23 protein-coding genes, 1 tRNA gene and 1 pseudogene are annotated in these 24626 nt (G+C 64.3%); 21 read left to right on the plus strand and 4 right to left on the minus strand.

Features of this window, described 5'->3' with window-relative positions:
- Positions 1 to 59: 59 nt before the first annotated feature.
- The 6 genes from HUW43_RS09695 to HUW43_RS09720 all read left to right on the plus strand — a co-directional run bounded on the left by HUW43_RS09695 (position 60) and on the right by HUW43_RS09720 (position 4752).
- Entirely contained in the window at positions 60 to 542 is a 483-nt protein-coding gene (locus tag HUW43_RS09695) for a disulfide bond formation protein B (protein ID WP_188237208.1), read from the plus strand.
- Entirely contained in the window at positions 539 to 1072 is a 534-nt protein-coding gene (locus HUW43_RS09700; RefSeq protein ID WP_188237209.1) for a demethoxyubiquinone hydroxylase family protein, read from the plus strand. The genes HUW43_RS09695 and HUW43_RS09700 overlap by 4 nt, the downstream gene beginning before the upstream one ends.
- A 176-nt stretch (positions 1073 to 1248) precedes the next feature.
- Entirely contained in the window at positions 1249 to 1851 is a 603-nt protein-coding gene (locus HUW43_RS09705; RefSeq protein WP_188237210.1) for a hypothetical protein, read from the plus strand.
- 208 nt (positions 1852 to 2059) lie between these two features.
- Positions 2060 to 2458, plus strand: coding sequence for a hypothetical protein (locus tag HUW43_RS09710; RefSeq protein ID WP_188237211.1), 399 nt, complete (start codon positions 2060 to 2062; stop codon positions 2456 to 2458).
- Between the two features lie 152 nt (positions 2459 to 2610).
- Positions 2611 to 3954, plus strand: coding sequence for a TldD/PmbA family protein (locus HUW43_RS09715; protein WP_188237212.1), 1344 nt, complete (start codon positions 2611 to 2613; stop codon positions 3952 to 3954).
- Between the two features lie 6 nt (positions 3955 to 3960).
- Positions 3961 to 4752 carry an inositol monophosphatase family protein gene (locus HUW43_RS09720; protein WP_188237213.1) on the plus strand — a complete coding sequence of 264 codons (792 nt, stop codon included), beginning with the start codon at positions 3961 to 3963 and terminating at the stop codon, positions 4750 to 4752.
- 142 nt (positions 4753 to 4894) lie between these two features.
- Here the strand turns inward: HUW43_RS09720 and HUW43_RS09725 are convergent, their stop codons facing one another.
- Positions 4895 to 5296, minus strand: coding sequence for a MerR family DNA-binding protein (locus HUW43_RS09725; RefSeq protein ID WP_411157939.1), 402 nt, complete (start codon positions 5294 to 5296; stop codon positions 4895 to 4897).
- Between the two features lie 41 nt (positions 5297 to 5337).
- Between HUW43_RS09725 and HUW43_RS09730 the strand changes: the two genes are divergently transcribed.
- Positions 5338 to 6075, plus strand: coding sequence for a MauE/DoxX family redox-associated membrane protein (locus tag HUW43_RS09730; RefSeq protein ID WP_188237215.1), 738 nt, complete (start codon positions 5338 to 5340; stop codon positions 6073 to 6075).
- Between the two features lie 79 nt (positions 6076 to 6154).
- Positions 6155 to 7720 (plus strand): alkaline phosphatase D family protein, encoded by a 1566-nt coding sequence (locus HUW43_RS09735; protein WP_188237216.1) that lies wholly within the window; start codon positions 6155 to 6157, stop codon positions 7718 to 7720.
- Here the strand turns inward: HUW43_RS09735 and HUW43_RS09740 are convergent.
- Together HUW43_RS09740 and mutL are read right to left on the minus strand one after the other, a co-directional pair.
- Entirely contained in the window at positions 7717 to 8247 is a 531-nt protein-coding gene (locus HUW43_RS09740) for a hypothetical protein (protein ID WP_188237217.1), read from the minus strand. The genes HUW43_RS09735 and HUW43_RS09740 overlap by 4 nt on opposite strands.
- Before the next feature lies 1 nt (position 8248).
- Positions 8249 to 10060, minus strand: coding sequence for a DNA mismatch repair endonuclease MutL (mutL, locus tag HUW43_RS09745; protein ID WP_188237218.1), 1812 nt, complete (start codon positions 10058 to 10060; stop codon positions 8249 to 8251).
- 196 nt (positions 10061 to 10256) lie between these two features.
- Here mutL and HUW43_RS09750 point away from each other — a divergent pair, with 196 nt between their 5' ends.
- The 6 genes from HUW43_RS09750 (at position 10257) to HUW43_RS09775 (ending at position 15954) form a co-directional block, all read left to right on the plus strand.
- Positions 10257 to 11303, plus strand: a complete 1047-nt coding sequence (locus tag HUW43_RS09750) for a rod shape-determining protein (RefSeq protein ID WP_120219152.1) — start codon at positions 10257 to 10259, stop codon at positions 11301 to 11303.
- A gap of 17 nt (positions 11304 to 11320) precedes the next feature.
- Entirely contained in the window at positions 11321 to 12226 is a 906-nt protein-coding gene (mreC, locus tag HUW43_RS09755) for a rod shape-determining protein MreC (RefSeq protein ID WP_188237219.1), read from the plus strand.
- Positions 12223 to 12744, plus strand: a complete 522-nt coding sequence (locus HUW43_RS09760; protein ID WP_188237220.1) for a rod shape-determining protein MreD — start codon at positions 12223 to 12225, stop codon at positions 12742 to 12744. The genes mreC and HUW43_RS09760 overlap by 4 nt, the downstream gene beginning before the upstream one ends.
- Positions 12745 to 12754: 10 nt before the next feature.
- Positions 12755 to 14665: a penicillin-binding protein 2 gene (mrdA, locus tag HUW43_RS09765; RefSeq protein WP_188237221.1), complete on the plus strand. Its 1911-nt coding sequence runs from the start codon at positions 12755 to 12757 to the stop codon at positions 14663 to 14665.
- Entirely contained in the window at positions 14662 to 15768 is a 1107-nt protein-coding gene (rodA, locus tag HUW43_RS09770) for a rod shape-determining protein RodA (protein WP_188237222.1), read from the plus strand. Before mrdA ends, rodA begins: the two co-directional genes overlap by 4 nt.
- A 110-nt stretch (positions 15769 to 15878) precedes the next feature.
- Positions 15879 to 15954 (plus strand) — tRNA-Lys (locus tag HUW43_RS09775).
- A gap of 275 nt (positions 15955 to 16229) precedes the next feature.
- Here HUW43_RS09775 and HUW43_RS09780 read toward each other — a convergent pair.
- The gene (locus tag HUW43_RS09780) at positions 16230 to 17258 is read right to left on the minus strand and encodes an AraC family transcriptional regulator (RefSeq protein WP_136174348.1); all 1029 of its coding nucleotides are present in this window, start codon (positions 17256 to 17258) and stop codon (positions 16230 to 16232) included.
- Between the two features lie 547 nt (positions 17259 to 17805).
- Here HUW43_RS09780 and HUW43_RS15955 point away from each other — a divergent pair.
- The 7 genes and pseudogenes from HUW43_RS15955 to HUW43_RS09805 all read left to right on the plus strand — a co-directional run.
- Positions 17806 to 18192 (plus strand): annotated as a pseudogene (locus tag HUW43_RS15955) (acyl-CoA dehydrogenase family protein); the annotation flags it as partial.
- 92 nt (positions 18193 to 18284) lie between these two features.
- Positions 18285 to 18719 carry an acyl-CoA dehydrogenase family protein gene (locus HUW43_RS15705; protein ID WP_317450852.1) on the plus strand — a complete coding sequence of 145 codons (435 nt, stop codon included), beginning with the start codon at positions 18285 to 18287 and terminating at the stop codon, positions 18717 to 18719.
- Positions 18720 to 18816: 97 nt separating this feature from the next.
- The gene (locus tag HUW43_RS09790) at positions 18817 to 20040 is read left to right on the plus strand and encodes a thiolase family protein (protein WP_210727638.1); all 1224 of its coding nucleotides are present in this window, start codon (positions 18817 to 18819) and stop codon (positions 20038 to 20040) included.
- Entirely contained in the window at positions 20037 to 21650 is a 1614-nt protein-coding gene (locus HUW43_RS09795; protein WP_136174345.1) for an AMP-binding protein, read from the plus strand. The genes HUW43_RS09790 and HUW43_RS09795 overlap by 4 nt, the downstream gene beginning before the upstream one ends.
- Positions 21647 to 22219 carry a saccharopine dehydrogenase NADP-binding domain-containing protein gene (locus tag HUW43_RS15960; RefSeq protein WP_317450850.1) on the plus strand — a complete coding sequence of 191 codons (573 nt, stop codon included), beginning with the start codon at positions 21647 to 21649 and terminating at the stop codon, positions 22217 to 22219. The genes HUW43_RS09795 and HUW43_RS15960 overlap by 4 nt, the downstream gene beginning before the upstream one ends.
- Positions 22117 to 22755 carry a DUF5938 domain-containing protein gene (locus HUW43_RS15715; protein ID WP_317450853.1) on the plus strand — a complete coding sequence of 213 codons (639 nt, stop codon included), beginning with the start codon at positions 22117 to 22119 and terminating at the stop codon, positions 22753 to 22755. The genes HUW43_RS15960 and HUW43_RS15715 overlap by 103 nt, the downstream gene beginning before the upstream one ends.
- A 122-nt stretch (positions 22756 to 22877) precedes the next feature.
- Entirely contained in the window at positions 22878 to 24602 is a 1725-nt protein-coding gene (locus HUW43_RS09805) for a TonB-dependent receptor (protein WP_188237223.1), read from the plus strand.
- The last annotated feature ends 24 nt before the right edge of the window (positions 24603 to 24626 follow it).

A 24626-nucleotide genomic window follows, 5' to 3' on the forward strand; every position in this document is an offset into this window, starting at 1 on the left:
CTTCCCCCATCCGTCATCCCGGCGCGCGCCGGGATGACGATAAGTCAGGATCAGTATTGATGCTCCAATCGCGTCTCGCCGCGCCCCTCGTCGCGCTTGCGGCGCCACTGCTTCTCTATGGCGGCGCGCTCGTGTCGCAATATGGCTTCGGGCTGCATCCGTGCGAAATGTGCTATTGGCAGCGCTGGCCGCACCAGGCGGCGATCGTGCTGGCGCTGCTCGCCCTGCTGCTGCGCCGAAACGACAAGGCGATGCGCGCGCTGACCCTGCTCGCTGCCGCCGCCATTGCTGCCAGCGGCGCGATCGGGGTGTTCCACGCCGGGGTGGAATATGGCTTCTGGGAAGGTATTACCACCTGCGCGACGGGCCGCGGTGGGCCGGTGACGCTCGAATCGATCATGGATGCACCGCTCGTCCGCTGCGACGCGGTGCCATGGTCGCTGTTCGGCATCTCGCTGGCGGGTTTCAACGCCATCTTCTCATTCGGCGCCGCGGCCCTTGTCTTGACCTTGCTGCGCGCCAGGCGCACATGGACGGCATGACCGAAGCCCGTGAAAAGAGTGATCGGCGCACCGCATCGATGATCCGCGTCGACCAGGCGGGCGAGTTTGGCGCGACGCGTATCTATGCCGGGCAACTCGCCGTGATGGGCGACCGGCATCCGATGGCACGCGAAATCGCCCATATGGCCGAACAGGAAGAGCGCCACCGCAAGTTTTTCGACGCGATGATCGCGCGGCGGGGCGTGCGTCCGACCGCGCTCCAGCCCTTCTGGAACGTCGCGGGCTTTGCGCTGGGAGCAGCCACCGCCACGATGGGACCGCGCGCCGCCATGGCCTGCACCGCGGCGGTCGAAACCGAGATCGACCGCCACTACCGGCAGCAGCTGGACGAGCTTGGCGACAGCGACCCCGAACTCAGCGCGGCGGTCGCGGATTTCCGGGCCGAAGAGCTTGAACACCGCGACGCCGCGCTCAAGGCCGGGGCGGAAAGCGCGCCCGGCTATCCGCTGCTCAGCCTCGCGATCCGCGCCGGGTGCCGTGCAGCCATCGCGCTGTCGAAACGTATCTGATAGACTGACAAGCAAACGACGCCCCGCCCGTTCGTGTCGAGCGAAGTCGAGACACCCATCCGAATTGCGCCGGGTCGATGGGCATCTCGACTTCGCTCGATGCGAAGGGATATGAGATGTTCATGGCTGATGCAGGAAATGCATGGCATTCGACCAGTGTAACAAAGGAAGATCCGATGACCCGCCCCCTCCTCTTTGCGCTGATCCTCGCGGGAAGCGCCGCCGTGCCCGCCGCCACCCAGCAAACCCCGGCGGACGCCGAAAAGATCAACCAGGTCATCGTGTATGGCGACGACAAATGCGAAGCGTCGAGCGCCGACGAGATCGTCGTGTGCAACCGCCTGCCCGAAAGCGAGCGTTATCGCGTGCCGCCGATGCTGCGCGGCAACCCGCTCGACCCGCGCAACGAAGCCTGGGCGAACAAGGTCGTCGCGCTCGAACGTGTCGGGCGCTTTGGAACCGACAGTTGCTCGCCGACCGGCCTTGGCGGTTTCACTGGCTGCACACAGGCGCTGGTGGCGGGCGCGCGCGCGGAGCAGCGTGCCGCCGACAAGACCGACTGGCAGGCAATGATCGCCGATGAACGCGCCAAGCGCCTGGCCGGCATCGACGCCGCCGCCGCCGAAGTCGAAGCCGCAGTCGTCGCCGAGGAACGCGCGCTGGCGGAGCGGCAAAAGGCCGCCGAGGAACTGGAGCGACAGGCGAACGGCGAAGCGCCCGCTTCGCCCTCGCCCGACGAAGCCGATGCGGGCGAACTGCCGGTGCCCCCGCAGCAATAGCGCACTGCCGCCAGCTTCGCTTTCCGCTGCCCTGAAACGCCTGCGCGCCTGCCGACCGGCGTGATCGGTTCGTCTTGCCGCGATCCCGTTGCGATTCCGCGCCGAACAGAGGAAAAAATTAACGAAACGCTGCCAACCTGTCTTGACTTGGTAATAATTGGGGCAAATCGTGGCGTTTCTGGGAATCGCCGGCCGGGGAGGCTGACACATGGCATCGACGTTCGGACCGCGCCTCTGGCGCCGCTCCACTGCAAGCGTTCCGCCCGCGCGGAGCCTTGGTCGCCGGATGACCTGGCACGCCGCCGCCGCCCTCCTCGCTTTCGCCGCGATCCAGATCTGGCTCGTCACCAGCGCGGTCGCCGCCGGGGCACCGCCCGCCTATATCGTCGTCGCGCTGATCATGTTGGTTGCGCTCGCGCTCCCTGTCGCACGCGCGACCGAGCGCCGCTGGTATCATCTCAGCCGCCAGGCGCTTGCCAGCTGGGGACTTCATGCGCGTTTCCGCCGCGATGTCCGCCGCCTGTGGATCGCCGCGCTGACGCTTCCCTTCCTTTGGATCAGCGGCGCGATGGCCGCGACCAATGCGATCGCGGCGATCATCAAATAAGGCCTTAACCATTGCCGTCGCCGCACAGGCGGGGGCTGCCAACGGTTTCACGCCGCCACCGCGGACAAACCATAGGGTGACATCCGCCTTTCGGGGGCGACGAAAATCACTTAGATTTTGACCCTCGCCCGCGCGCCGTATAGGGCGCGGCGATGCTTTCCGTTTCCGAAGCTCTCGATCGCGCGCAGATGCTGTGCGACGCCGCCGTCAAGGCGGGTGCCGACGCCGCCGACGCGCTTTATTATTGCAACGCCGCGACGTCGGTGACGATGCGCCTCGGCGCGCTCGAGGATGTCGAGCGGTCAGAGGGGCAGGATATTTCGCTGCGCGCCTTCGTCGGGCAGCGCAGCGCGAGCGTTTCCACCGCCGACATGGACGCGGGCGAGCTTGGCAAGCTGGTCGAACGCTGCGTCGCCATGGCGCGCGAAGCGCCCGAAGATCGTTATGCGGGCCTCGCGCCGCAGGAACTGCTGTTCAGGGGTGCGGTGCCCGACCTCGACCTCGATGATGGAAGCGAGGCCGACCCCGCGGCGCTGCGCGAAGCTGCGCTGGCCGTCGAGGACGCGGCACGCGCGGTCGCGGGCGTGACCAACAGCGAAGGCGGCAGCGCGAGCCACAGCCGCACGCGCTTTGCGCTCGCAACCAGCCACGGCTTTGCCGCCGGCTATGGATCGAGCGGCCACAGCCTGTCGGCCAGCGTCATCGCGGGCGAAGGCGCGGCGATGCAGCGCGACTATGCCTGGCACAGCGCGCACCACCTCTCCGACCTTGAAAGCACGGCGGATATTGGCGCGCGCGCGGGCAAGCGCGCGGTCGCGCGGCTGGGCCCAGGCAGGGCGCCGAACGGCAAGCTGCCCGTCTTTTTCGACCCGCGCGTCAGTGGCGGCATCGTCGGCCATTTGCTCGCCGCGATCGCGGGGCCGGCGATCGCGCGCGGGACGAGCTTCCTGCTCGGCAAGGAAGATGACATGTTGTTCGACAGCAGCATCGTCGTGCGCGACGAACCGCACCGCCCGCGCGGCCTGCGCAGCCGCGCCTTTGACGGCGAAGGCCTGCCGACCGCGGCGCGCGATATTGTGGCCGACGGACGGATCACCGGCTGGCTGCTCGACAGTGCATCGGCCCGCCAGCTTGGCCTGACCCCGACCGGCCATGCAAGCCGCGGCGGCGGCGCATCGGGCGTCGCGGCGAGCAACCTTCACCTTGCCGCGGGGACGCAAAGCCCGGCCGAACTGATGGCGGATGTCGCAGAGGGCATCTATGTCACCGAACTGATCGGGCATGGCGTCAACCCGGTGACAGGCGATTACAGCCGCGGCGCGTCGGGCTTTATGATCCGCGGCGGCACAATTGCCGAACCGATTGCCGAGTTCACCGTCGCGGGCAATCTGATCGACATGTTCGCCGCGTTGATCCCCGCCGACGACCTCCGTTTCCGCCACGCCACCAATGCCCCGACGCTGCGGATCGACGGCATGACCGTCGCGTCGAGCTGAGGCGCGATGCCCGGCTGCAATCTCGAAGCGGTGATCGCCGCAACGCGCGAGGTCGGCGACATGGCGATGGCGCGCTGGCGCGGCGAAGGGCGGCCGGTCGATGTCTGGCACAAGTCACACGACAATCCGGTCAGCGACGTCGACCTGGCGGTCGATGCGCGGCTGAAGGCGGTGCTCGGCGCGATGGTGCCCGAAGCGGGCTGGCTTTCGGAGGAAACCGCCGACAATGAAGACCGGCTGGCGCGCCGCGCGATGTGGTGCGTCGATCCGATCGACGGCACGCGCGATTTCATCCGCGGACGCCCCGGATGGTGCGTTTCGGTTGCACTGATCATCGACGGCCTGCCCGAACTCGGCGTTCTCTATGCTCCCGCGCTCGACGAATTGTGGGTCGCGCAAAAGGGCAAGGGCGCGACGCTCAACGGCGAAACGCTGCGCGCCAGCCGCCGGATGATCTTCGACGGTGCGCGCGTTCCCGCCGACAGCCTGCCGCGGATCGACCGCGACCTCATCATGGTGACCAAGCCGAACAGCATTGCGCTGCGCATGGCGCTGGTCGCCGACGACCGCGCCGATCTGGTCGCAACCCTGCGCTGGGGCTTTGAATGGGACGTCGCCGCCGCCGCGCTGATCGCCAGCGAAGCAGGCGCCACGGTGAGCGACGCCTTTGGCGAGCCGCTTATATTCAACACCCCGCGCGCGCAGGCCTTTGGCGTCATCGCATGTGCGCCGGGCATTCACCGGGCGGTCGTTTCGCGCCTGCACGATCGCGCGGTGGCGTTAACGTCGCAGCGTTGAGGCAGCTTTGCCAGGGCGGGTCGTCGTGCGACGCAGTTGACGCCCCTTCCCCGAAAGGAAGGACTGGATATCGAAGCGTCGGCAACCAGATCGTCAGCCGATCCATCGAGGACGGCCTTGACAAAAGGTCATGGTCCGGGCGCTACAGCTCGAACGCCGCGATAATCGGACACGGCCCGGCTTCGTTCGCCGCGCATTGATCGGCAAGGCGCGCCAGCGCGGCGCGGGTTTCGGTCATCTGTGCGATCTTTGCGTCGAGCGCGGCGATGCGCCGCCGCGCGAGTGTGCGGACGCGGGCGCGGTCGTCGCTCTGATCGAGCGCGAGCAACTCGGATATTTCGTCGAGCGTAAAGCCCGCCGTCTGGGCCGCACGAATGAATCGGAGGCGCCTGAGGTCGTCGGCGCCATAACGGCGGATACCGCCGCCCCGCCCCGCGCCTCCGCTCCGAGCAGGGGTGCCCATCAGCCCGCGGCGCTGATAATAGCGCACGGTTTCGACGCCCACGCCGCCTGCGGTGGCGAGTTTCCCTATCGTCATCTGTATCGCTTGACTCCGTACCATGGTACGGATGCTATACGGGAAGCATGACAAAACAGGCAATTCTTCATCGCATGGTCATGCCTGGGCACATCTGTCCTTATGGCCTGAAAGCCAAATATCTTCTCGAACGCCGCGGCTACAGGGTCGACGACCGCTGGCTGACGACGCGCGAGGAGACCGATGCGTTCAAGGCGGCGCATGGCGTCCAGACGACGCCGCAGGCCTTCATCGACGGGGTGCGAATCGGCGGTTATGACGATTTGCGCCGCCATTTCGGGCTGAAGGTCGCCAATCCGGACGCCACCAGCTACACCCCCGTCATCGCGCTGTTTGCGATGACCGCGCTGATGGCGGTGGCGGCAAGTCAGGCCGCTTATGGCAATGCCTTTACCCTGCGCACTGCCGAGTGGTTCATATCGTTCAGCATGATCGTGCTCGCGCTGCTGAAATTGCAGGATGTGGACAGGTTCGCGACGATGTTCCTGAACTACGACCTGCTCGCGCGCCGCTGGGTTCCCTATGCGAGCCTCTATCCATTCGCCGAAGGACTTGCGGGCGTGCTGATGACCGCGCACGCACTGCCCTGGCTTTCGATCCCGCTCGCGCTGTTCATCGGCGGCATCGGCGCGGTGTCGGTGTTCAAGGCGGTCTATATCGACAAGCGCGACATCAAATGCGCGTGCGTCGGCGGCAGCAGCAGGGTGCCGCTGGGGTTCGTATCGCTGACCGAAAATCTGATGATGATCGCGATGGCGCTGTGGATGGCGCGCATGTGGGTGTGAGGATGTCGCCGAACTGTCATTGATGAAACGCAGGGCTCGGCTATCGAGGGGCATCGATTCGCCCGACGGAGCCCAAGCCATGTACAACCGCCGCCATTTCCTTGCCGGAGCGACGATCGCCGGGCTTGCCGCGCCGGCGATCGTCCGTGCGCAGGGGTTGCTCCGCGATTTCCCCTTCCAGCTAGGCGTCGCGGCGGGCGACCCGTCGAGCGACGGTTTCGTTATCTGGACGCGCCTTGCTCCCGAACCGATGGAGCGTCACGGCGGAATGCCGCTGACCAACGTGCCCGTCGAATGGGAGGTCGCCAGCGACGGCGGATTTCGCGACCTGGTGGCAAAGGGCACCGCGCTCGCGCGGCCCGAGCTGGCGCACAGCGTCCATGTCGAACTTGCCGGGTTGCAGCCCGACCGTCCTTATTATTACCGCTTTACCGCCGCAGGCGAGCGCAGCCTGCGCGGGCGCGCGCGCACGCTCCCCGCGCCCGGCGCGCGCGTCGATGCGCTGAAGTTCGGCGTCGCGGGATGCCAGCATTTCGAGTCGGGCTTTTACGGCGCCTATCGCCACATGGCGCGCGAGGAGCTGGCCTTCGTCTATCATTACGGCGATTTCATCTATGAATATCGCCAGGATTATCTGTTCGATGACGGCCTGCCGATCCGTCCCGTGCGCCAATATGCGCAGCGCGCGCTGTTCGACCTTACCGATTTCCGCAACGCCTATGCCCAGACCTTGCTCGACATCGACCAGCAGGCGGTGCGCGCGGTCCACGCGCATCTGTCGAGCTTTGACGATCACGAGATCCGCAACAATTGGGTGTCCGACCACGACAATTGGAAGATGGGACTGGACAAGGACGATCCCGACGCCGTGTCGCCCGAAGTTTTCATGCTGAAGAAACAGGCGGCGATGCAGGCGTGGTACGAACATATGCCCGTGCGGCGTTCGTTGTTGCCGCGCGGCGGCATGGTCGCGGCGCACCGCGAGTTCCGTTATGGCGACCTGATGGCGATGCAGTTGCTCGACACGCGGCAGTATCGCGACGACCAGCCTTGCGGCGACGGATTCAAAGCCGCGTGCCCCGACGTGTTCGCGAAAGACCGGCAGGTGCTTGGCAAGGCACAGGAGGAATGGCTGGCGCGCAACCTGGCGCGCGGCGGCACGACGTGGAATGCGCTGGCGCAGCAGGTGACGATGATGTCGCTCGACCGGCGGCGGCGGCCGGAGGAGCCCGAGAAGATCCTGAACCTCGACAGCTGGGCAGGCTATGAAGCGGCGCGGACGCGGATGCTGTCGCGCTTTGCGGGGCTCGACAATAATATCGTGCTGACCGGGGACGAGCATCAGAACTTCTGCGGCGACCTGGTCTTCAGGGACAAGCTGGTCGGCGCCGAGTTTGTCGCGACGTCGATCTCCAGCGGCGGCGACGGAAGCGACAAGCGCGTCGGCACCGACGAATGGCTGGCGCGCAATCCCGAGCTCAAATTCGCCAACGACCAGCGCGGCTACCTCGTCTGCGAGGTCGGACGCGAGGCGTGGCAGACGCACTTCATGGTCGTCGACAAGGTGACGACGCCGGTAAACACGCTGTCGAAACGCGCGACGGGCATCGTCGAACGCGGCGTGCCGGGCGTAAAAATGGCTTAGCGAAGCACCGCCATCGCGCGGATCGTCGGATCGGGGGCGTTGACGATCTGAAGCAGATAGCGCCCTGGCGTCACATCGAACTCGACGATCTTGCCGATGCCCGAACAGGCAGGGCCGTGGCGATGCGCGGCCGGTTTGACGCGTTGCCCCGCCTGCACCAGATCGATCCACGCGCCCTGATCAAGCGCAACGAGCAGACGGCCGGGCCGTGCGACATCGACAGGAACCATGCCGCCAAATTTGAACGAATGGGGACGGCGCGCGGGCGCGGCCCAATAGCGCAGGCTTTCAAAGCGGTGCAGCACCAGCTGCGTCCGCGCGGCTCCCAGCGGCAGCCATTCGGCGGCGCGCGCGTCGCCATAGGCATAGATGGTCCTGTTCGACGAACTGCGCGCCCAGCCCGCAAGTTCGGGCGGCTGGATCGGCACCGCAGCGCAACCGGCGGCAGGCGCCTTCGCCGCCGTCGCGGGCCCAATCACGCCCGCGAGGGTCAACGCAAGTGCGGCAACAAGACGATCAGCGCCCATCCTATTTCCTCCCGAACAGCCGTTCGACATCGCCCATGGCCAGCTTCACCCACGTCGGGCGCCCGTGGTTGCACTGGCCCGAATGCGGCGTGACTTCCATCTGGCGAAGCAACGCATTCATTTCGGCGACATTCAAGGTCCGTCCAGCCCGCACCGACCCGTGGCACGCCATCGTCGCGGCGACCAGTTCGATCCTTTCGCTGAGGCCAAGCGCGGCGTCATAGCCCGCCAGATCGTCGGCGATGTCGGTGACAAGCTTGTGGCAGTCGATCGCGCCCAGCATCGCCGGGGTCGCGCGCACCATCACCGCGGCGGGACCGAAGCGTTCGAGTTCGACGCCAAGCGCGGCGAGCTGTTCCGCGGCGGCCTCCAGCCGGTCGCACGCGGGTTCGTCGAGTTCGACGACTTCGGGGATCAGCAGGCCCTGCGACGGGACCGCCTGCCCCGCCATGCCGCGCTTGAGCGTTTCGAGCACCAACCGTTCGTGCGCCGCATGCTGGTCGACGATCACCAGCCCGTCCTCGGCCTCTGCAACGATATAGGTTCTGGCGATCTGCCCGCGCGCAATGCCGAGCGGATGCGCCTCGGCGGCGGGCGGCGGCGTCACTGCGACCTCGGCGCGCCCGGCAAGCGGCGCAGGCGCGGTGAAGGGCATCAGCCGGTCATAGACACGCGCAACGTCGGCGGCGGGCAGCGACACTTCGGCGGCGAAAGGATGGGCGGCGGTTTCGGCGCGCTGGTCGAAAAGAAAGCCCGTCGTCGGCGGCGGCGCGACGGGTTCCTGCTGCCACGCCGCCAGCGCCGCCTCGGCGGGGCGCTGGACGCTGCGAAAGCCATGATCGTCAAGCGCGCGGCGCAGCCCGCCGACGATCATGCCGCGGATCAGCTGCGGGTCGCGAAAGCGCACCTCGGTCTTGGCGGGATGGACGTTCACGTCGACCTCGCTCGTCGGCACGTCGAGGAACAGCGCAACGACGGGGTGCCGGTCGCGTGCAAGCAGATCGGCATAGGCACCGCGCAGCGCGCCGACGAGCAGCCGGTCCTTTACCGGGCGGCCGTTGACGAACAGATATTGATGGTCGGCGATACCGCGATTGTAGGTTGGCAGGCTGATGACGCCGCCCAGATGCACCTCGCCGCGTGTCAGATCGACGCCGATGCTGTTCGTCGCAAGGTCGCGGCTGGTCAGCGCGGCGACGCGCGCGACGCGGTCCTGCCCGCCCTGCACGTCGAGCACGCGCCGCCCGTCATGTTCGAGCGTGAAGCCGACATCGGGGCGCGCCATCGCAAGCCGCCGGGCGACGTCGAGGCAGGCGGCATATTCGCTGCGCGCGCTGCGCAGGAACTTGCGCCGTGCGGGGATGCGCGCGAACAGATCCTCGACCACCACGCGCGTGCCCTGGCGAAGCGCCGCGGGTCCTTCGCCGGCCAGCGCGCCATTGTCGACGACCCGCCGCCAGCCGTCGCCGCCCGGCGTCCGGCTTTCAATCGTCAGCCGGGCGACGCTGGCGATCGAGGGCAAGGCCTCGCCGCGGAACCCCAGCGTCGTCACGGCCTCGATCGCGTCATCCGGCAGCTTCGATGTGGCATGACGCTCTAGCGCGAGCGCCATGTCGGCGGCGGTCATGCCGCAGCCGTCATCTTCGACCTCGATCCGCGCGAGCCCCCCCTCGGCGATTCGTACCGATATGCGAGTCGCGCCCGCGTCGATGGCATTTTCGACCAGTTCCTTGAGCGCAGCGGCTGGTCTTTCGACCACTTCACCGGCCGCGATCCGATTTACGAGCGTTTCGGGCAGGCGGCGTATTGACATGGGGCCTGTCCTAGCGCAGTCGGACGCAAATCGCGACCCACCCGCACAGCCCTGATCATTTTATCCGGCCAGCCCTTCGGACGAGCCGGAATCTCCCCCAGATTGGTTCTGTTGCCGGACGGCGAGCGGATAAGAATGCGGCAGGGGCACGGGGTCGTTTGCGTTCCCGTCGGTCCGATGACAGGAAGCAATATAGATGTCTTTCTTTTCCCGGTTTCTGAAGTTCAATTCGCAGGACATGGCCATCGACCTTGGCACCGCGAACACGGTCGTCTATGTGCGCGGCAAGGGCATCGTGCTCAACGAACCGTCGGTCGTCGCGGTCGAGACGCTGAACGGGATCAAGCGGGTCAAGGCGGTCGGCGACGACGCCAAGCTGATGATGGGCAAGACCCCCGACAGCATCGAGGCGATTCGCCCGCTGCGCGACGGCGTCATCGCCGACATCGACGTGGCCGAACAGATGATCAAGCATTTCATCACCAAGGTGCATGGCGGCAAACCCAATGCCTTCCGCAGCCCCGAAATCGTGATCTGCGTGCCGTCTGGCTCCACCAGCGTCGAGCGCCGCGCGATCCGCGATGCGGCGTCGAATGCCGGCGCAAGCGAAGTCTATCTGATCGAGGAACCGATGGCCGCCGCGATCGGCGCCGACATGCCGGTCACCGAACCGATCGGGTCGATGGTCGTCGATATCGGCGGCGGCACCACCGAAGTCGCGGTGCTTTCGCTGCGTGGTCTCGCCTACACCACATCGGTCCGCGCGGGCGGCGACAAGATGGACGAAGCGATCGTCTCCTATGTCCGCCGCCACCATAATCTGCTGATCGGCGAATCGACCGCCGAACGGATCAAGAAGGATTTCGGCATCGCGCGCATCCCTGCCGACGGCACCGGAATGACGATCCACATCAAGGGTCGCGACCTCGTCAACGGCGTGCCCAAGGAAATCTCGATCAACCAGGCCCAGATTGCCGAGGCGCTGTCCGAACCGATCGGCACGATCGTCGAGGGCGTGCGCATCGCACTCGAAAACACCGCGCCCGAACTCGCGGCCGACATCGTCGACCAGGGCATCGTGCTGACCGGCGGCGGCGCGCTGATCGCCGAACTCGATGAGTTGCTGCGCGATGCGACCGGACTGCCGGTGACCGTCGCCGACGATCCACTGACCTGCGTTGCGATCGGCACCGGTCGCGCAATGGAAGACCCCGCCTTCCGCGGTGTGCTCCAGCAAGCCTGATCGAGGGTCTCTGAACCATGGTCCGCCCGGCACATCGGCGTCCGGGGCAATCCCGAAAGGCCCAATACAGCCTGTTCGTCGCCTATGTCATCGCGGTGACCGGCGCGGTGGCCGGGCTGTTGCTTGCCATATTGTCGATCGCGGATCCCGTCGGCTTCGCCCAGCTTCGCATCGCAAGCCAGGAACTTACCGCACCGATCGCGCGCGGAACACGCTCGGTCATCGGCTCGATATCGGGGATTGACGATACGGTGGGCGCCTATGTCGCTGCGGGATCGCAGAATCGGCGGCTGCGCAAGGAACTGGCCGATACACGGCGCCAGCTGGTCGCGACCAGCTCGCTCCAGGAAGAAAATCGCCAGCTCAAGGCGCTGCTCAAACTCCAGGAAACCGACAAGAGCGCGATCGCCAACGGCTACCTGCTTAGTTCGACCTCAACCAGCAGCAAACGCATCGCGCTGCTCAGCATCGGGCGCAATCTGGGCGTCGCGGCGGGCCAACCGGTGCGCGGCGCCGACGGGCTGATCGGCCGCGTGCTGACCGCCGGGCCGTCGGTGTCGCAGGTGCTGTTGCTCACCGACGTCGACAATATCGTTCCCGTGCGCCGCGCACGCGACGGCCTGCCCGCGCTCGCCAGCGGCCGCGGCAACGGAGACCTCGACGTGCGCACGCTCAACATCGCCAATAACCCGTTCAAGCCCGGCGACATTCTGGTCACATCGGGCACCGGCGGGCTTTATCCGCCGAATATCCCGGTCGCGATCGTCGTGCGGCGACAGGACGATGGCGCGCTCGCCCGCCCGCTCGCCGACCCCGGCAAGGTCGACGCGGTCGCGGTGCTGCGGCCCTATACGCCCGACAATATCGAAGCGCCGGGTCGGCCGGGGCCGGCCGCCCCCTCTGCCCCCGCCCCCGCACCGTGAACCGCAAGGGACCGCGCCTTGGCGAACCCGCCTCGCTGTGGCGGATGCGGATCGTGCCGGTCGCGAGCGTGATGCTCGCCTCCGCATTGCCACTGATGCTGCCCGTCATCGCCAGTTCGCCGGTGCTGCCGCCGCTCGGCCTGCTCTTTTTCCTCTGCTGGCAATTGCTGCGCGCGGAAATGTGGCCCGTGTGGATTGGCCTGCCGCTCGGCCTGTGGGACGATCTGTTCAGCGGGGCGCCGATCGGCACCGCCGTCGGGCTGTGGACGCTCGCCAGCATTGCCATCGCTTATTCGTCACAGCGCATCTACTGGCGCGGCTTCTTTCACGACTGGTTGATCGCCGCGCTGCTCATCACCGCGATCCAGTCGCTCGCCGCGCTCATCGCCCACCCCGAAGCCGACGCGCTGCGTGTGCTCGGCCTCGTCGTGCCACAGATCGTGATCTCGGTGCTGCTGGTGCCGCTGGTCATGCGCCTGACCGGCAAGTTTGACAATTTCCGCCTGAAACGCCGATAAAACCGCACAGATGTTCAACAAGAAGCAGCCGCCGATCACCGAAGCGTGGAGGGGTCTCACCTTCACCCGCCGCGCGCTTGTCGTCGGGGGGGCGCAGGCCGCCGTGGGCGTCGCGCTGGCGGCGCGCATGACCTATATTTCGGTAATCGACAACGACCGCTATGTGCTGGAATCGGAAAGCAATCGCGTCAATCTGACGCTCATTCCGCCGCGCCGCGGATGGATCGTCGACCGCAACGGCAAGGCGCTGGCGAACAATCGCGTCAGCCTGCGCATCGACATCATTCCCGACCGTCTGCACAATCGCGAGATGGTGCTAGGCCGACTCCGAACGCTGCTGCGGCTCGACGGCGACACGATGGAGCGGATCAACCGCGACCTCAAGGCCGCATCGGGGTTTCAACCGGTCGCGATCAAGGAGGATATGACCGAGGCCGAATATAGCGCGATCCTCGTCCGGCTGCCCGAACTGCCGGGCGTCGCACCACAGCGCGGCTTTGCGCGAAACTATCCGACCGGCGCGGCGGTCGGCCACCTGATCGGCTATGTCGGCGCGCCCAATGCCGAGGAATATGAAAAGGCGAAAGATCCGCTCTACATCACGCCGGGCTACAAGATCGGCAAGGACGGGCTGGAAAAATATTTCCAGGAGATGCTGAAGGGCAAACCCGGCGCGCGGCGCGTCGAAGTGACCGCGCGCGGCAAGGTGGTGCGCGACCTCGACACCCAGCCCGACGTGCAGGGCAAGACCGTCCACCTGACGATCGACGCCGACCTGCAGGAATATGTCGCGCGGCGCATGGGACGCGAATCGGGCGCGGCGGTGGTGATCGACTGCCGCAACGGCGACATATTGGCGTTCGTGTCGATGCCAAGCTTTGACCCCAACAGCTTTTCCGACGGGATCAGCAATTCCGAATATGCCTGGCTGCGCGCCGACGATCATCAGCCGCTCATCAACAAGGCAACGCGCGGGCTCTATCCGCCCGGATCGACGCTGAAGCCGATGGCCGCGATCGCCGCGATCGAGCATGGCGTCGACCCTGGCGAGCGCCACACCTGCATTGGCGGCTATCGGCTTGGCCGCCGATTCTTCCGCTGCCTTGGCACGCACGGCAGCATCGACATGCCGACGGCGATCGAAAAAAGCTGCAACAGCTATTTTTACTGGCTTGCGCATCGTCTCGGCTATGACGCGATGGCGCCAACCGCGCGGCTGCTGGGACTGGGAGAGGAGTTCCAGCTGGCGGGCAGCAACCAGCGCTATGGCACCATCCCCGACAGCGCGTGGAAACTGCGCAAATATGACCAGCAATGGACCGCCTCGGACTCGCTGAACGCGGTGATCGGCCAGGGTTATGTCAGCGTCAATCCGCTTCAGCTCGCGGTGATGACCGCGCGTATCGCGTCGGGCCGCCGCCTGTATCCGCGGCTGGTCAATCGGCAGTTCCCCAACGAACCGCTGCCCTTCTCCGCCGAAGCGCTGGCGGTGGCGCGGGCCGGCATGGACCGCGTCGTCAACGGAGCGGGAACCGCGGTGCGCAGCCGCCTGCCGCTCGACGGCATCACCATGGCGGGCAAGACCGGCACCGCGCAGGTGCGCGGGCTGGCGTCGGGATCGCGCGGGCAGAGCGGCGCATGGAAATATCGCGACCATGGCCTCTTCGTCGGCTTCGCGCCGGTCGACAATCCGCGCTATGCCACCGGCATCGTTATCGAGCATGGCATGGGCGGCAGCCGCGCCGCCGCGCCTGTCGCGCGCGATTTCATGACCTTCCTGTTCGACCGCGACAAAGGGATGGAGGCGCTCGACACGCTTGAGGCCGGTTGGGGCGGCACGATTACCGAGCGCATGGAGCGCGACTATGCGGCGTGGAAGATGGGCGCGTCGAGCGACCCCGATCCAGGGGTGCCGGAATGATTCCGGTGCCGCCAGCCATCCAGCGCATCCCGTGGAAGCTGATCGCCATTCTGTGCGGCATCACTGGGTTCGGCCTGCTCGTCCTCTATTCGGCAGCGGGCGGCAACTGGTCGCCCTGGGCGTGGCAACAGGGGGTACGGTTCCTCGTCTTTCTGGGCGGAGCGCTCGTCCTTGCTCGCCTCCCCTTGCGAATATTCGAGGATTTTTCCTATCTTGCCTATATCGGCGTGCTCATCCTGCTGTTCGCGGTCGAGCTGCTGGGCTTCGTCGGCGGGGGCAGCCAGCGATGGCTCAACCTCGGATTCATGAACCTTCAGCCGTCGGAGCTGATGAAGGTCACGATCGTCGTGGCACTCGCGCGCTTCTATGCGCAGCTTCCGCCCGCCAGCACGCGCAGCTTTACCGCCCTGTGGCCTGCGCTGGTAATGATCGGCCTGCCCGCCGCGCTGGTGATGCTGCAGCCCGACCTCGGCACCGCGCTGTCGATCTGCATCGGCGGGGTGATCGTGATGTTCGTGGCCGGCCTGCCGCTCTGGTGGTTCGGCAGCACGGCGATTGCGGGCATCGCGGCATTGCCCATCCTCTTTTCCTTCCTCCACGATTATCAGAAGCGACGCGTGCTCATCTTCCTCGACCCCGAAAGCGACCCGCTCGGCTCCGGCTATCACATCAGCCAGTCGAAGATCGCGATCGGGTCGGGCGGTATCGGCGGCAAGGGCTTCCTCAATGGCTCGCAAAGTCACCTCGACTATCTGCCTGAAGGACACACCGACTTCATCTTCGCAACGATGGCCGAGGAATGGGGGCTGATCGGCGGCCTTGCGTTATTGTTCGGCTTTTTCCTGCTGCTGCGCTGGTCGACGCGCGTGGCGCTGAAGGCACGGACGCGCTTCGGCCAGCTCACTGCGGCGGGGCTCACCATGACGATCTTTTTCTACATCGCGATCAACCTGATGATGGTGATGGGCCTGGCCCCCGTCGTCGGCATCCCTCTGCCGCTCTTTTCCTATGGCGGGTCGTCGATGCTCACGATCATGACGTGCGTGGGCATCATTCTCGCGATCGAGAACGACAGCAAGACGGGCACCCGCCGCTTTCACTGAAAAAAATCGTCGAAGCCCATTGCCAAGGATGCGCCGCCATGATAGCGGGCCGCTCTCTTCACGACGCGGGCGGATTTCCTCCGCATCGTGAAAGCCGAAATCCGGCAGATGGACGCATAGCTCAGTTGGTAGAGCAGCTGACTCTTAATCAGCGGGTCCTAGGTTCGAGCCCTAGTGCGTCCACCAATTTTTGTTTTATCACAGTCTCTTAGAAAGGTCTGCCCGTGCATCGAGGGCAGGCGGAGGTTGGCTAGGTAGCTCCCTAGGTAGCATGTCGCCGGTAGCCTGCCGCAGGCGAGCCTGCGAAAGGTTGGTCAAGCACGGTCCTGTAACGGCCTGATGCACCGCCTCAATTCAGGCGTACTCCCATGCTTCGTGCTTGAACTGCCCCTCAAGTGGCGCGAGAGCATGCGGGTCGCCCCGTGCTGCATCGAACGCACCCAAAGGTTGGTATTCTGCTGTCAGACCGATTTCTTGCCGCGCTGGGCAAGCGGCGAATGGCCGACCCACCGTTTGAACGCGCGGGTGAAGCTCGACGGTTCGGAAAAGCCTAACATTTCCGAGATCCGTTCAATCGATAATGTTGATTTATCCAGCAAGTCCAGTGCGCGTTCATGGCGCACCTGGTCCAGCAGCTGCCCAAAGCTGGTATGTGCCGCGACGAGCCGCCGGTGGAGCGTCCGTTCGGATACACGCAATTGCGTGGCGACCTCTGCGGCGGACGGAAAACCTCGTCCGGACCGCACCAGCAAATCAAACACCTGACTGACGAAGGCATCCTTCGCCGGAGCAGCGGCAACCAGCTTCTTGCAAAGGCTGCTGTACGTCTCTTCCAACAAAGGGCTGGCCATTGGCAGCGACAGGTTGCCTGCACCATGTTCGAATACCCATCGAGTCTGCGTGGCACCGAAAATGACCGGCGCGCCCAGCAGCGCATCGCAATTCTGCCATCCGGACGGCCGCTTCAAGACCGATTCGATGCGCCGCAAGGGAAAGCGTGGTGGCTGCATGTCGTTGAGGAACATCGTGACCGAGCCCAATGCGCGTTCCTGATGAAACTCACGCAGGCTGGCGGGTGCATCTCTGTCATGCGCGGTCAATGCAACCGCCTGACCGTCCTCCACCTGCAGTTCGTAATGCATGAGCGAAAATGTCAGACCCTGGAACGCTCCCAGCACCTGAAGTCCCTCGGCAACATTGCTGGCAGCCAGGACCGCCAAGCCAAGGGGGCCATAGGACATAACCCGGTAGCGTAGCCCGGTGCGCATCCAGAGGCCAGGAATGTGGCGGGTCTGCTCAGCAAAATATTGCTGAAACTGCAACTCCTGCGAACAAGTAACGTGACCTTCGGGATCGGCCAGCACGCCCGCTTCAATGCCTGCTTGCGTCAGCAAGGGTGCCGGATCCAACGCATTTTCCCGCATCGCCGCCGACATGATGCGCAGACTCTGATTTGACAGCCTAAGGGTTTCAAGCAGGTGAAGTTGCATCGTTCAGTCCTCCCTGATCCACTAGGCAGTATGTCAGTTTAAGTCAATTATTGGCAGATATGGCCATTCCGTTGCCGCAAAAGCTTTGGCAATTGATTACCAACTCGGAGTTCAACCGAGAACGGCAAGAGAGGATATCATGAACAACACGGCAGTCCTGCAGCCCCCTCGCGCTGAAACTTTCGGCCCACGGCCGTTTGCTCGTTGGGACGCAAATCCCTCCGTGAGGCTTGGCCAGCTCGGTGCCGAGCCGCCGATGGACGACTTGGTCAATCAATTGCATCAGACCGTTCACGGCTTTGCTGACAGGGTGATGCGCCCGATCGGGCGTGATCTTGACCGGCTGTCTGCGGAACAGGTGATCGCAACCGGCTCGCAGCTCTGGTCCTTTCGTGATGCATACGCATCGCTCGGGATCAATATGGAAGCTCTGGCGTCGTTTCCGCCCGAGCTGATGCCCGATATCTTTGCCATCCTTTTCGAGGAACTGGGCTGGGGTGACGCCGGTCTCGCAATCTCTGCGGGCGTAGATCTCATGCCGCATTACATGGCGGCCAAATTCGGCAACGAATTCGTCTTCAAGGCTTACCCGGAAGAGTTGATTGGGTGCTGGGGCATCACCGAGCCCGATCACGGCAGCGACTCGCTCGATGCAAACGGGGCGATCTTCCATGCGCAGGGCAAATATGGGCGGCCCAATTGCGTCGCGAAGATCACCGACGGAAAGGTCATCATTTCAGGTCAGAAATCGGCGTGGGTGTCCAACGGTCCGATCGCAGAGCTGGCAATTCTCTATTGCGCGGCGGAAACAAAGGACGGCGTCGACCCGCGCCGTGGGGCCGTCGTCATCGTTCCGCTGAAATCTCTTGGGGTGTCCAAGGGCAAGCCTCTTGAAAAGATGGGACAGCGCGCTTTGCCTCAGGGCGAAATATTCTTCGACAATGTCGAGTTGGACATCGACCATCTTCTGGTGGCGCCAGAAGACTATAAAAAGGGTGTATACGCGATCCACAGCGAGGCCAACGCATTGATGGGGGGGTATTCACCGGCTGTGCTCGCGCAGCTTACGAGCATGCCTATGCTTATGCCCATGAGCGCAAGCAGGGCGGCGTGCCGATCATCCGCCACCAGGATGTGGCCAAGCGCCTGTTCCACATGGCGCGCAAGGTCGAACTGTCCCGGGCGATAACGCGCCGGGTTACCACCTTCAACATGACGAACGACATGCCTGCATTGCAGGCAGCGATGTTCTCGAAGGTGACCGCCACGCAGCATGCGCTCGAAGTGGCAAGCGATGCCGTGCAGATGTTTGGCGGCAATGGGGTGACGTGCGAATATCCGGTTGAGAAGCTCTTCCGTGACGCCCGTTCGTCGCTGATCGAGGACGGGTGCAACGAGATCCTCGCGATCAAGGGGGGTACGCTGATGATCGATCCTGATCGGCTGACGCCGACCGCCTGACGCCACACCGCGACGGGAACTTTCTTCCCGCGGTTCACACATGTTCACGACCATCACCGCGCCTCCGCATGCGAGGTACGGAACGGGGAGATTTGCTTTGCGCCAGAAGGCGATCATAGCCGGTGTCGGCATCACGCAGTTCGGGAAGCACCTCGATCGCACCCTTGCGGGGCTTGCGCGCGAAGCGATCGAGCAAGCGCTGGCGGATGCCGGAATCGGGCTCGACAAGGTTGAGGCCGCGTGGGCGGGCAATGCCGGCGGGGCGTTGGTGACCGGGCAGGTCTGCGTAGCTGGCCAGGTCGTCCTGCGTCAGATGGGCGTTGGCGGCATCCCGGTCATAAACGTGGAAAATGCTTGTGCCACGTCTTCAACGGCCTTCCAGCAGGCCTGCACGATGGTTTCGCTGGGCGTCTACGACGTGGTCCTCGCCTTCGGGATGGAGAAGCTTTACCACGCGGACAAGGAACGTCCGATGTCGGTCTATGCCGGATGCGTGGATGTCGAGCAGCCCGAGCAGCTCGATCATTACCTGATCGGCGACCTTACCGTGGCCGAACGAGATGCGGCTCCGCGCGACCGGCGCTCGCTGTTCATGGATATCTACGCACGCATGGCGCGCGATTACATGGCAGCGAGCGGCGCGACCCAACGCGATTTCGCGCTCGTCTCTTCCAAGAATTCACGACACGGCAGCCTCAATCCAAACGCTCAGTACCGCGAGGTTTTGAGCGTGGAGGACGTGCTGTCGGCGAAGCCGATCTCGCCTCCTCTGACTTTGCCGATGTGTTCTCCCATCGGTGATGGAGCGGCGGCGGCGGTGATCGTGTCGGAGCGGGCAGCTGCACGATTGGGCGTTGCCGATCCGGTACACGTCCTCTCTTCGATCGTGTCGAGCGGCTTCGACGCGCTTCCTGGCCAGCCTGGCTTGGCCGAGACGGTCTCACGCCAAGCCTATGAAGAAGCGGGGATCGATCCGCACGACATCGGCTGCGTCGAACTGCACGACGCGACATCACCCGCCGAATTGATCTATTACGAAGCGCTGGGTCTGTGCGGTCAAGGCGAAGGACCCGCCTTTCTCGCCAGTGGTGCCACCACGATTGGCGGGCGCGTCCCGGTCAATCCGTCGGGCGGCCTCGTTCGCAAGGGGCACCCGATCGGCGCGACAGGTCTCGGGCAGATCCACGAACTGGTGCAGCAATTGCGGGGCCGCTGCGGTGCGCGCCAAGTTGAAGGCGCCAGGGTTGCGCTCGCCGAGAATGGCGGCGGGTTCATCGGCCGCGATGCCGCAGCGATCGCCATGACGGTGTTGTCACGATGAGTGAGCCCACCCGAACCTTGCTGCAGATGGTGCTTGATGGCGTGGCCACGAACATGGCGACGCCGATCGCTACCTTCGTGGATATCGATGCCGCCGGCGAATTGAGCGAGGAGTCCAGAACCTACGCGGATCTGCTTGACGCGGGTAAACGCATGGCGGGGGCCCTGCTGGCAACCGGGATGGAAGAGGGCGATGCCTTTGCCATCATCATGCGCAATCACCCGGAATTCGTTGAAGCGATGGTCGCGTCCGAGATCGTCGGCACGGTCTTCGTGCCGATCGATCCCCGCACACGGGGTCAGAAATTGGCCTATATGCTGGGATTCTCGCGATGCCGCGGCGCAATCGTTTCGCCTGAGGTCCTGCCGCACCTTGCAACCGTACGCGCTAGCGTGCCGGACCTCGAATGGGTCTGGGTCATCGGCCAGGAGTCAGAGCAGGCAATGTCGCTAGACGCGGCGATCAGGGCCGCTGTTCCCCAAAGCGACGCTGCCCCCCGCCCGCTCGAAACACCCATGCAGATGCTGTTCACTTCGGGGACGACGGGCGACCCAAAGGCGATCCTGGCGCCGCATGCGCGCTTTGCAGCAGTCGCCTCGCTTGGTCCCGTCATCGGGTTGGCTCCGGGTGACCGCCTCTACACCGGGCTGTCCCTGACCCACGCGAATGCCCAGCTCATTACTCTGGGAAACGCTCTTGCGGGGGGGCTCCCGGTAATCATCAGCCGGCAGTTCACGAAGTCGCGGCTGTGGGAAATCCTGAGCCGCTACGGCTGCACCACATTCAATCTGCTGGGGGGCATGGCGACTGCGATCTTCGCAGAGCCGGAAGGCCCATACGATCGGCAGCATAAGGTCCGCTTTGTCCTGAGCGCTGGCATGCCCGCGTCGATGTGGCGTCCGTTCCAGGAACGATTTGGAGTCGATATATTCGAATTCTTCGGTGCGGCGGAGGGCGGTCTTTCGCTCAATCCGCCCGGAACCGGGCCAGTCGGCTCGATCGGCAAGCCACCGCTCGGCGGAATCTGCGAGATTCTGGACAGCGATGGGACCATTCTTGGCCCAGGCGAACCGGGCGAAATCTGCTTCCGCAATGCCGATGGAACGGTGGCACCGGTAACCTACTTCGGCAATCCCGAAGCCTCGGCAGCCAAAACGAAGGGAGGTTGGTTCCGGACGGGCGATATCGGGTGGAAGGATGCCGATGGCTGGCTGTTCTTCTCGCATCGCGATGGGCAAGCGATCCGGCGCAACGGTGATTTCATCGATGGCCGGGCGATCGAAACCGCAATCGCCGCCATGCCCGGCGTAGCCGATGCTTACGTCTATGGCTTGGCCACGCCGCGCAACACGCCCGGCGAGAAGGAGGTGATCGCCGCGATCGTACCCGAAAAAGGCTTCGATCCGGCGACGGTCATTCCCACCTGCGCCAGCGCGCTGGGATCGGCCAACGTGCCAACATATCTCCAGATCGTAGAAGCCATTCCAAAGACCGCTTCGGAAAAGCCCCAGGACCGGCACCTTATAGCGATGCTTGAGCGAAACGATTGCGAATTGTTCGATCGCAACGGCAAAACACAGTGGGAAAAAGAGGAAAGGATTGCATCATGACGGCACCCGTCGTTGTCTATGGCGCCAGCGGTTACACTGGTAAGCTGATCGTCTGGCACCTGGCCCTGGCGGGCATTCCGTTCATAGCCGCAGGCCGGAGCAAGGCCCGCCTCGAAGAGCAGATGGCCAAGGTTCCGGAACTGGCCGGGGCAGACTATGCGATTGCCGAGGTCGAACACGACCGGGCGTCATTGGCCACCCTCTTCCAAGGTGCAAAGATCGTCTACAACGTCACCGGCCCGTTCATGCAGTTGGGCGAACCGGTCGTTCAGGCGGCCCTCGACGCCGGATGTCACTATCTCGACACAACCGGTGAGACCGACTGGATGGCGTTCTGCCGCGATCATTATGGCGCACTGTTCGCGGAGAAGGGCTGCTGCTGGCGCCCGCGTCGTCCTACATGTGGGCGGCCGGCAATATTGCCGCCGAAATCGCCCTCGAAACGCCGGGCGTCGACTCCCTCGACATTCTCTATCTCGCGGATTCAAGCACGAGCGTGGCATCGACCAAGTCGTTCCTGCGGATGTGTACCAAGCCGCAGTATTTCCTTGAGCATAACGAAATGTTGATGTGGCCCTATGCCACGGCCTACGACGTGCGTTCACCCGATCAGAACCGGCTCTTCAAGGCTCTGCCTTGGGGGGGCGGTGGCGAGCCGATCTGGTACAAGGACGATCCGCGGGTCAGCAACTGTGCGACGCTGGTTGGCTTCAAGAACCAGGTCATGTTTGGCGCAGTTCTGCACGTTCTTACCGAATTCGAGCAGAAATACCGGAATCTGGACGCCGATGCCCAGGAAAAAGTCACCAACGACCTCGGGGGGCAAATCACCGAAGTCGAACCTGATCGGGAAGATCCGAACCGCAATCGTTCCGTAATCTCCTGCATAGGGCGCGGCAATATGGCCGGTGTCACCGTAGTGATGCGTGGCAACTCGCCGTATTTGCAGACCGGCGAGATGGCTGCCGAAGCCTGCCGCCGTATTCTGGCAGGCAAGTTGCTGGCCACCGGCTTTCAGTCACCGGCAAAGGCAATCGGCGCACGCCATATCCTGAATGCCTGGGCTGAAAAGGGCTATCACGCATGGTCGGCCAGCGCGACCTGACAGACATTTAAACGCTATCGGCGGCGAAGCACCGAAGATTCAGACGTGAGTTCACACCGCGAATCCCGTCAACGGAGGGTTCTGCGGGCGGCGACCTGCGTCCAATTGAAAGGAGAGGGACTATGAGGGGCATCAAACTTAACACTACGACAGCACTGCTAACCGGAGTTGCCTCGCTAGGCATAACGCAAGCGGCGACAGCGCAGGAGACACAGCCTCCCGCCGCAGCGCAAAACCTGTCAGAGAGCGCAATAGCGGATAACGGCGGGATCGCCGATATCGTCGTCACCGCACAAAAGCGGTCACAGAACCTGCAAAGCGTGCCCGTTGCCGTGTCGGCCATCGATAGCAACGCGCTGAAAGCCAAGGGCATCACCGATACCACCGATCTGATGGGCGCCCTGCCCAGCCTCCAGATCACGACGCCCTATGGCAAGACCCAGCCTAACTTCTCGCTGCGCGGCGTATCGGTGGCGAATGAGTTCGCTGCCTCGACCGCCTCGCCGGTAGGGGTCTATGTCGACGAAGTTTACCAGAGCTTCCGCGCCAGCCACGGACAGCAGCTTTACGATCTGGACCGTGTCGAGGTTCTTCGCGGCCCTCAGGGCACGCTTTACGGTCGGAACACCACCGGCGGCGCCATCAGCTTCTTCACCAAGGCGCCCGACCTTGGTCGGAACAACGGCTATCTCACCTTGGGCTATGGCAACTATGACACGAAGACGGCGGAAGGCGCCGTCGAATTGACGCTCGTTCCCGATCAACTGGGCATTCGCGTTGCAGGCACCTATTCCAAGGGAGACGGCTGGCTCTACAACCGCGCGCAAAGCCGCTACATCGGCACGACCGACAGTCTCGCGGGCCGGGCGACGATCCGCTGGAAGCCATCCGACCGGCTCGACGTCCGCCTCAAGATCTATGGGGCCCGCGACAATCCCCTTGCGGCAGCGCCATTTGCTCTAGGCCAGCTGGCTGGCGGGCGAGACGACCTGGGCTATTCGCGCTTCGACCCTTCGCAGAATGGCGGGTCAGCACTTGGCGACAACGAAATCAACTCCGACACGTCGGGACACTATTTCACCGATTCCTACGGCGGAGCGCTTACCATCAAATACGACTTGACCGACAATCTCACGGTCACCTCGATCACCGGATACGATCATGGCCGGTATCGCAATTCGCCTTTCGACTGTGACGGATCGCCGAACGATGTTTGCTCTCTGCGCTATTTCTCCAGCAGCACCAATTTCAATCAGGATCTCCGCTTCACCTACAAGGACGGCCCGCTGAACGTCACTGCCGGACTCTACTACGGCAAGGACAAGGTATACACGCACAACCAGCCTGACTTTTTCGGCGTGCTGCGTCCACTGCTGCTTGGCGCCGGTCTGCCGGGCACCTACAGCAACCCTGCGATCGCCACCCCGGATTCGATCGGCATCATACCGGCTTTCGCGGTAAATCCCGCCCTGACCCCAAGCTCGCCGGGCTTTTGCGATCCCGTTACCGTCAAGCCCGATGGGTTTCTCGACGCGCGCTCGCTGATCGCCCTGCTCACCGACATATCGCTCAACAACAGCGGCGGCGGCGGCTTTGGCGGCGCATACTCGGCCGCCTGCCGTGCGGCCGGCGCCCCACCGTTCAGCCCCATCCTGGGCGAGCAATATTATACCATCAATCGTCCGTCGAAAGCGATCTACGCCGACGCAAGCTACGAAGTCACGGACAAGCTGACCGTTACTGCGGGCCTGCGCTACACTTGGGACAAGGTCAAATATCAGGACGGACGGACGATCCTCTACGACCTTTCCGGCCAGAATATGTTAGCGTCCGCGCTCGTGGTGTAATTTCCGGTGTAGGCGATGGTGTAT

Origin of the sequence: Sphingopyxis sp. LK2115 (genome assembly GCF_014595975.1) — a bacterium.
Taxonomy (GTDB): Bacteria; Pseudomonadota; Alphaproteobacteria; order Sphingomonadales; family Sphingomonadaceae; genus Sphingopyxis.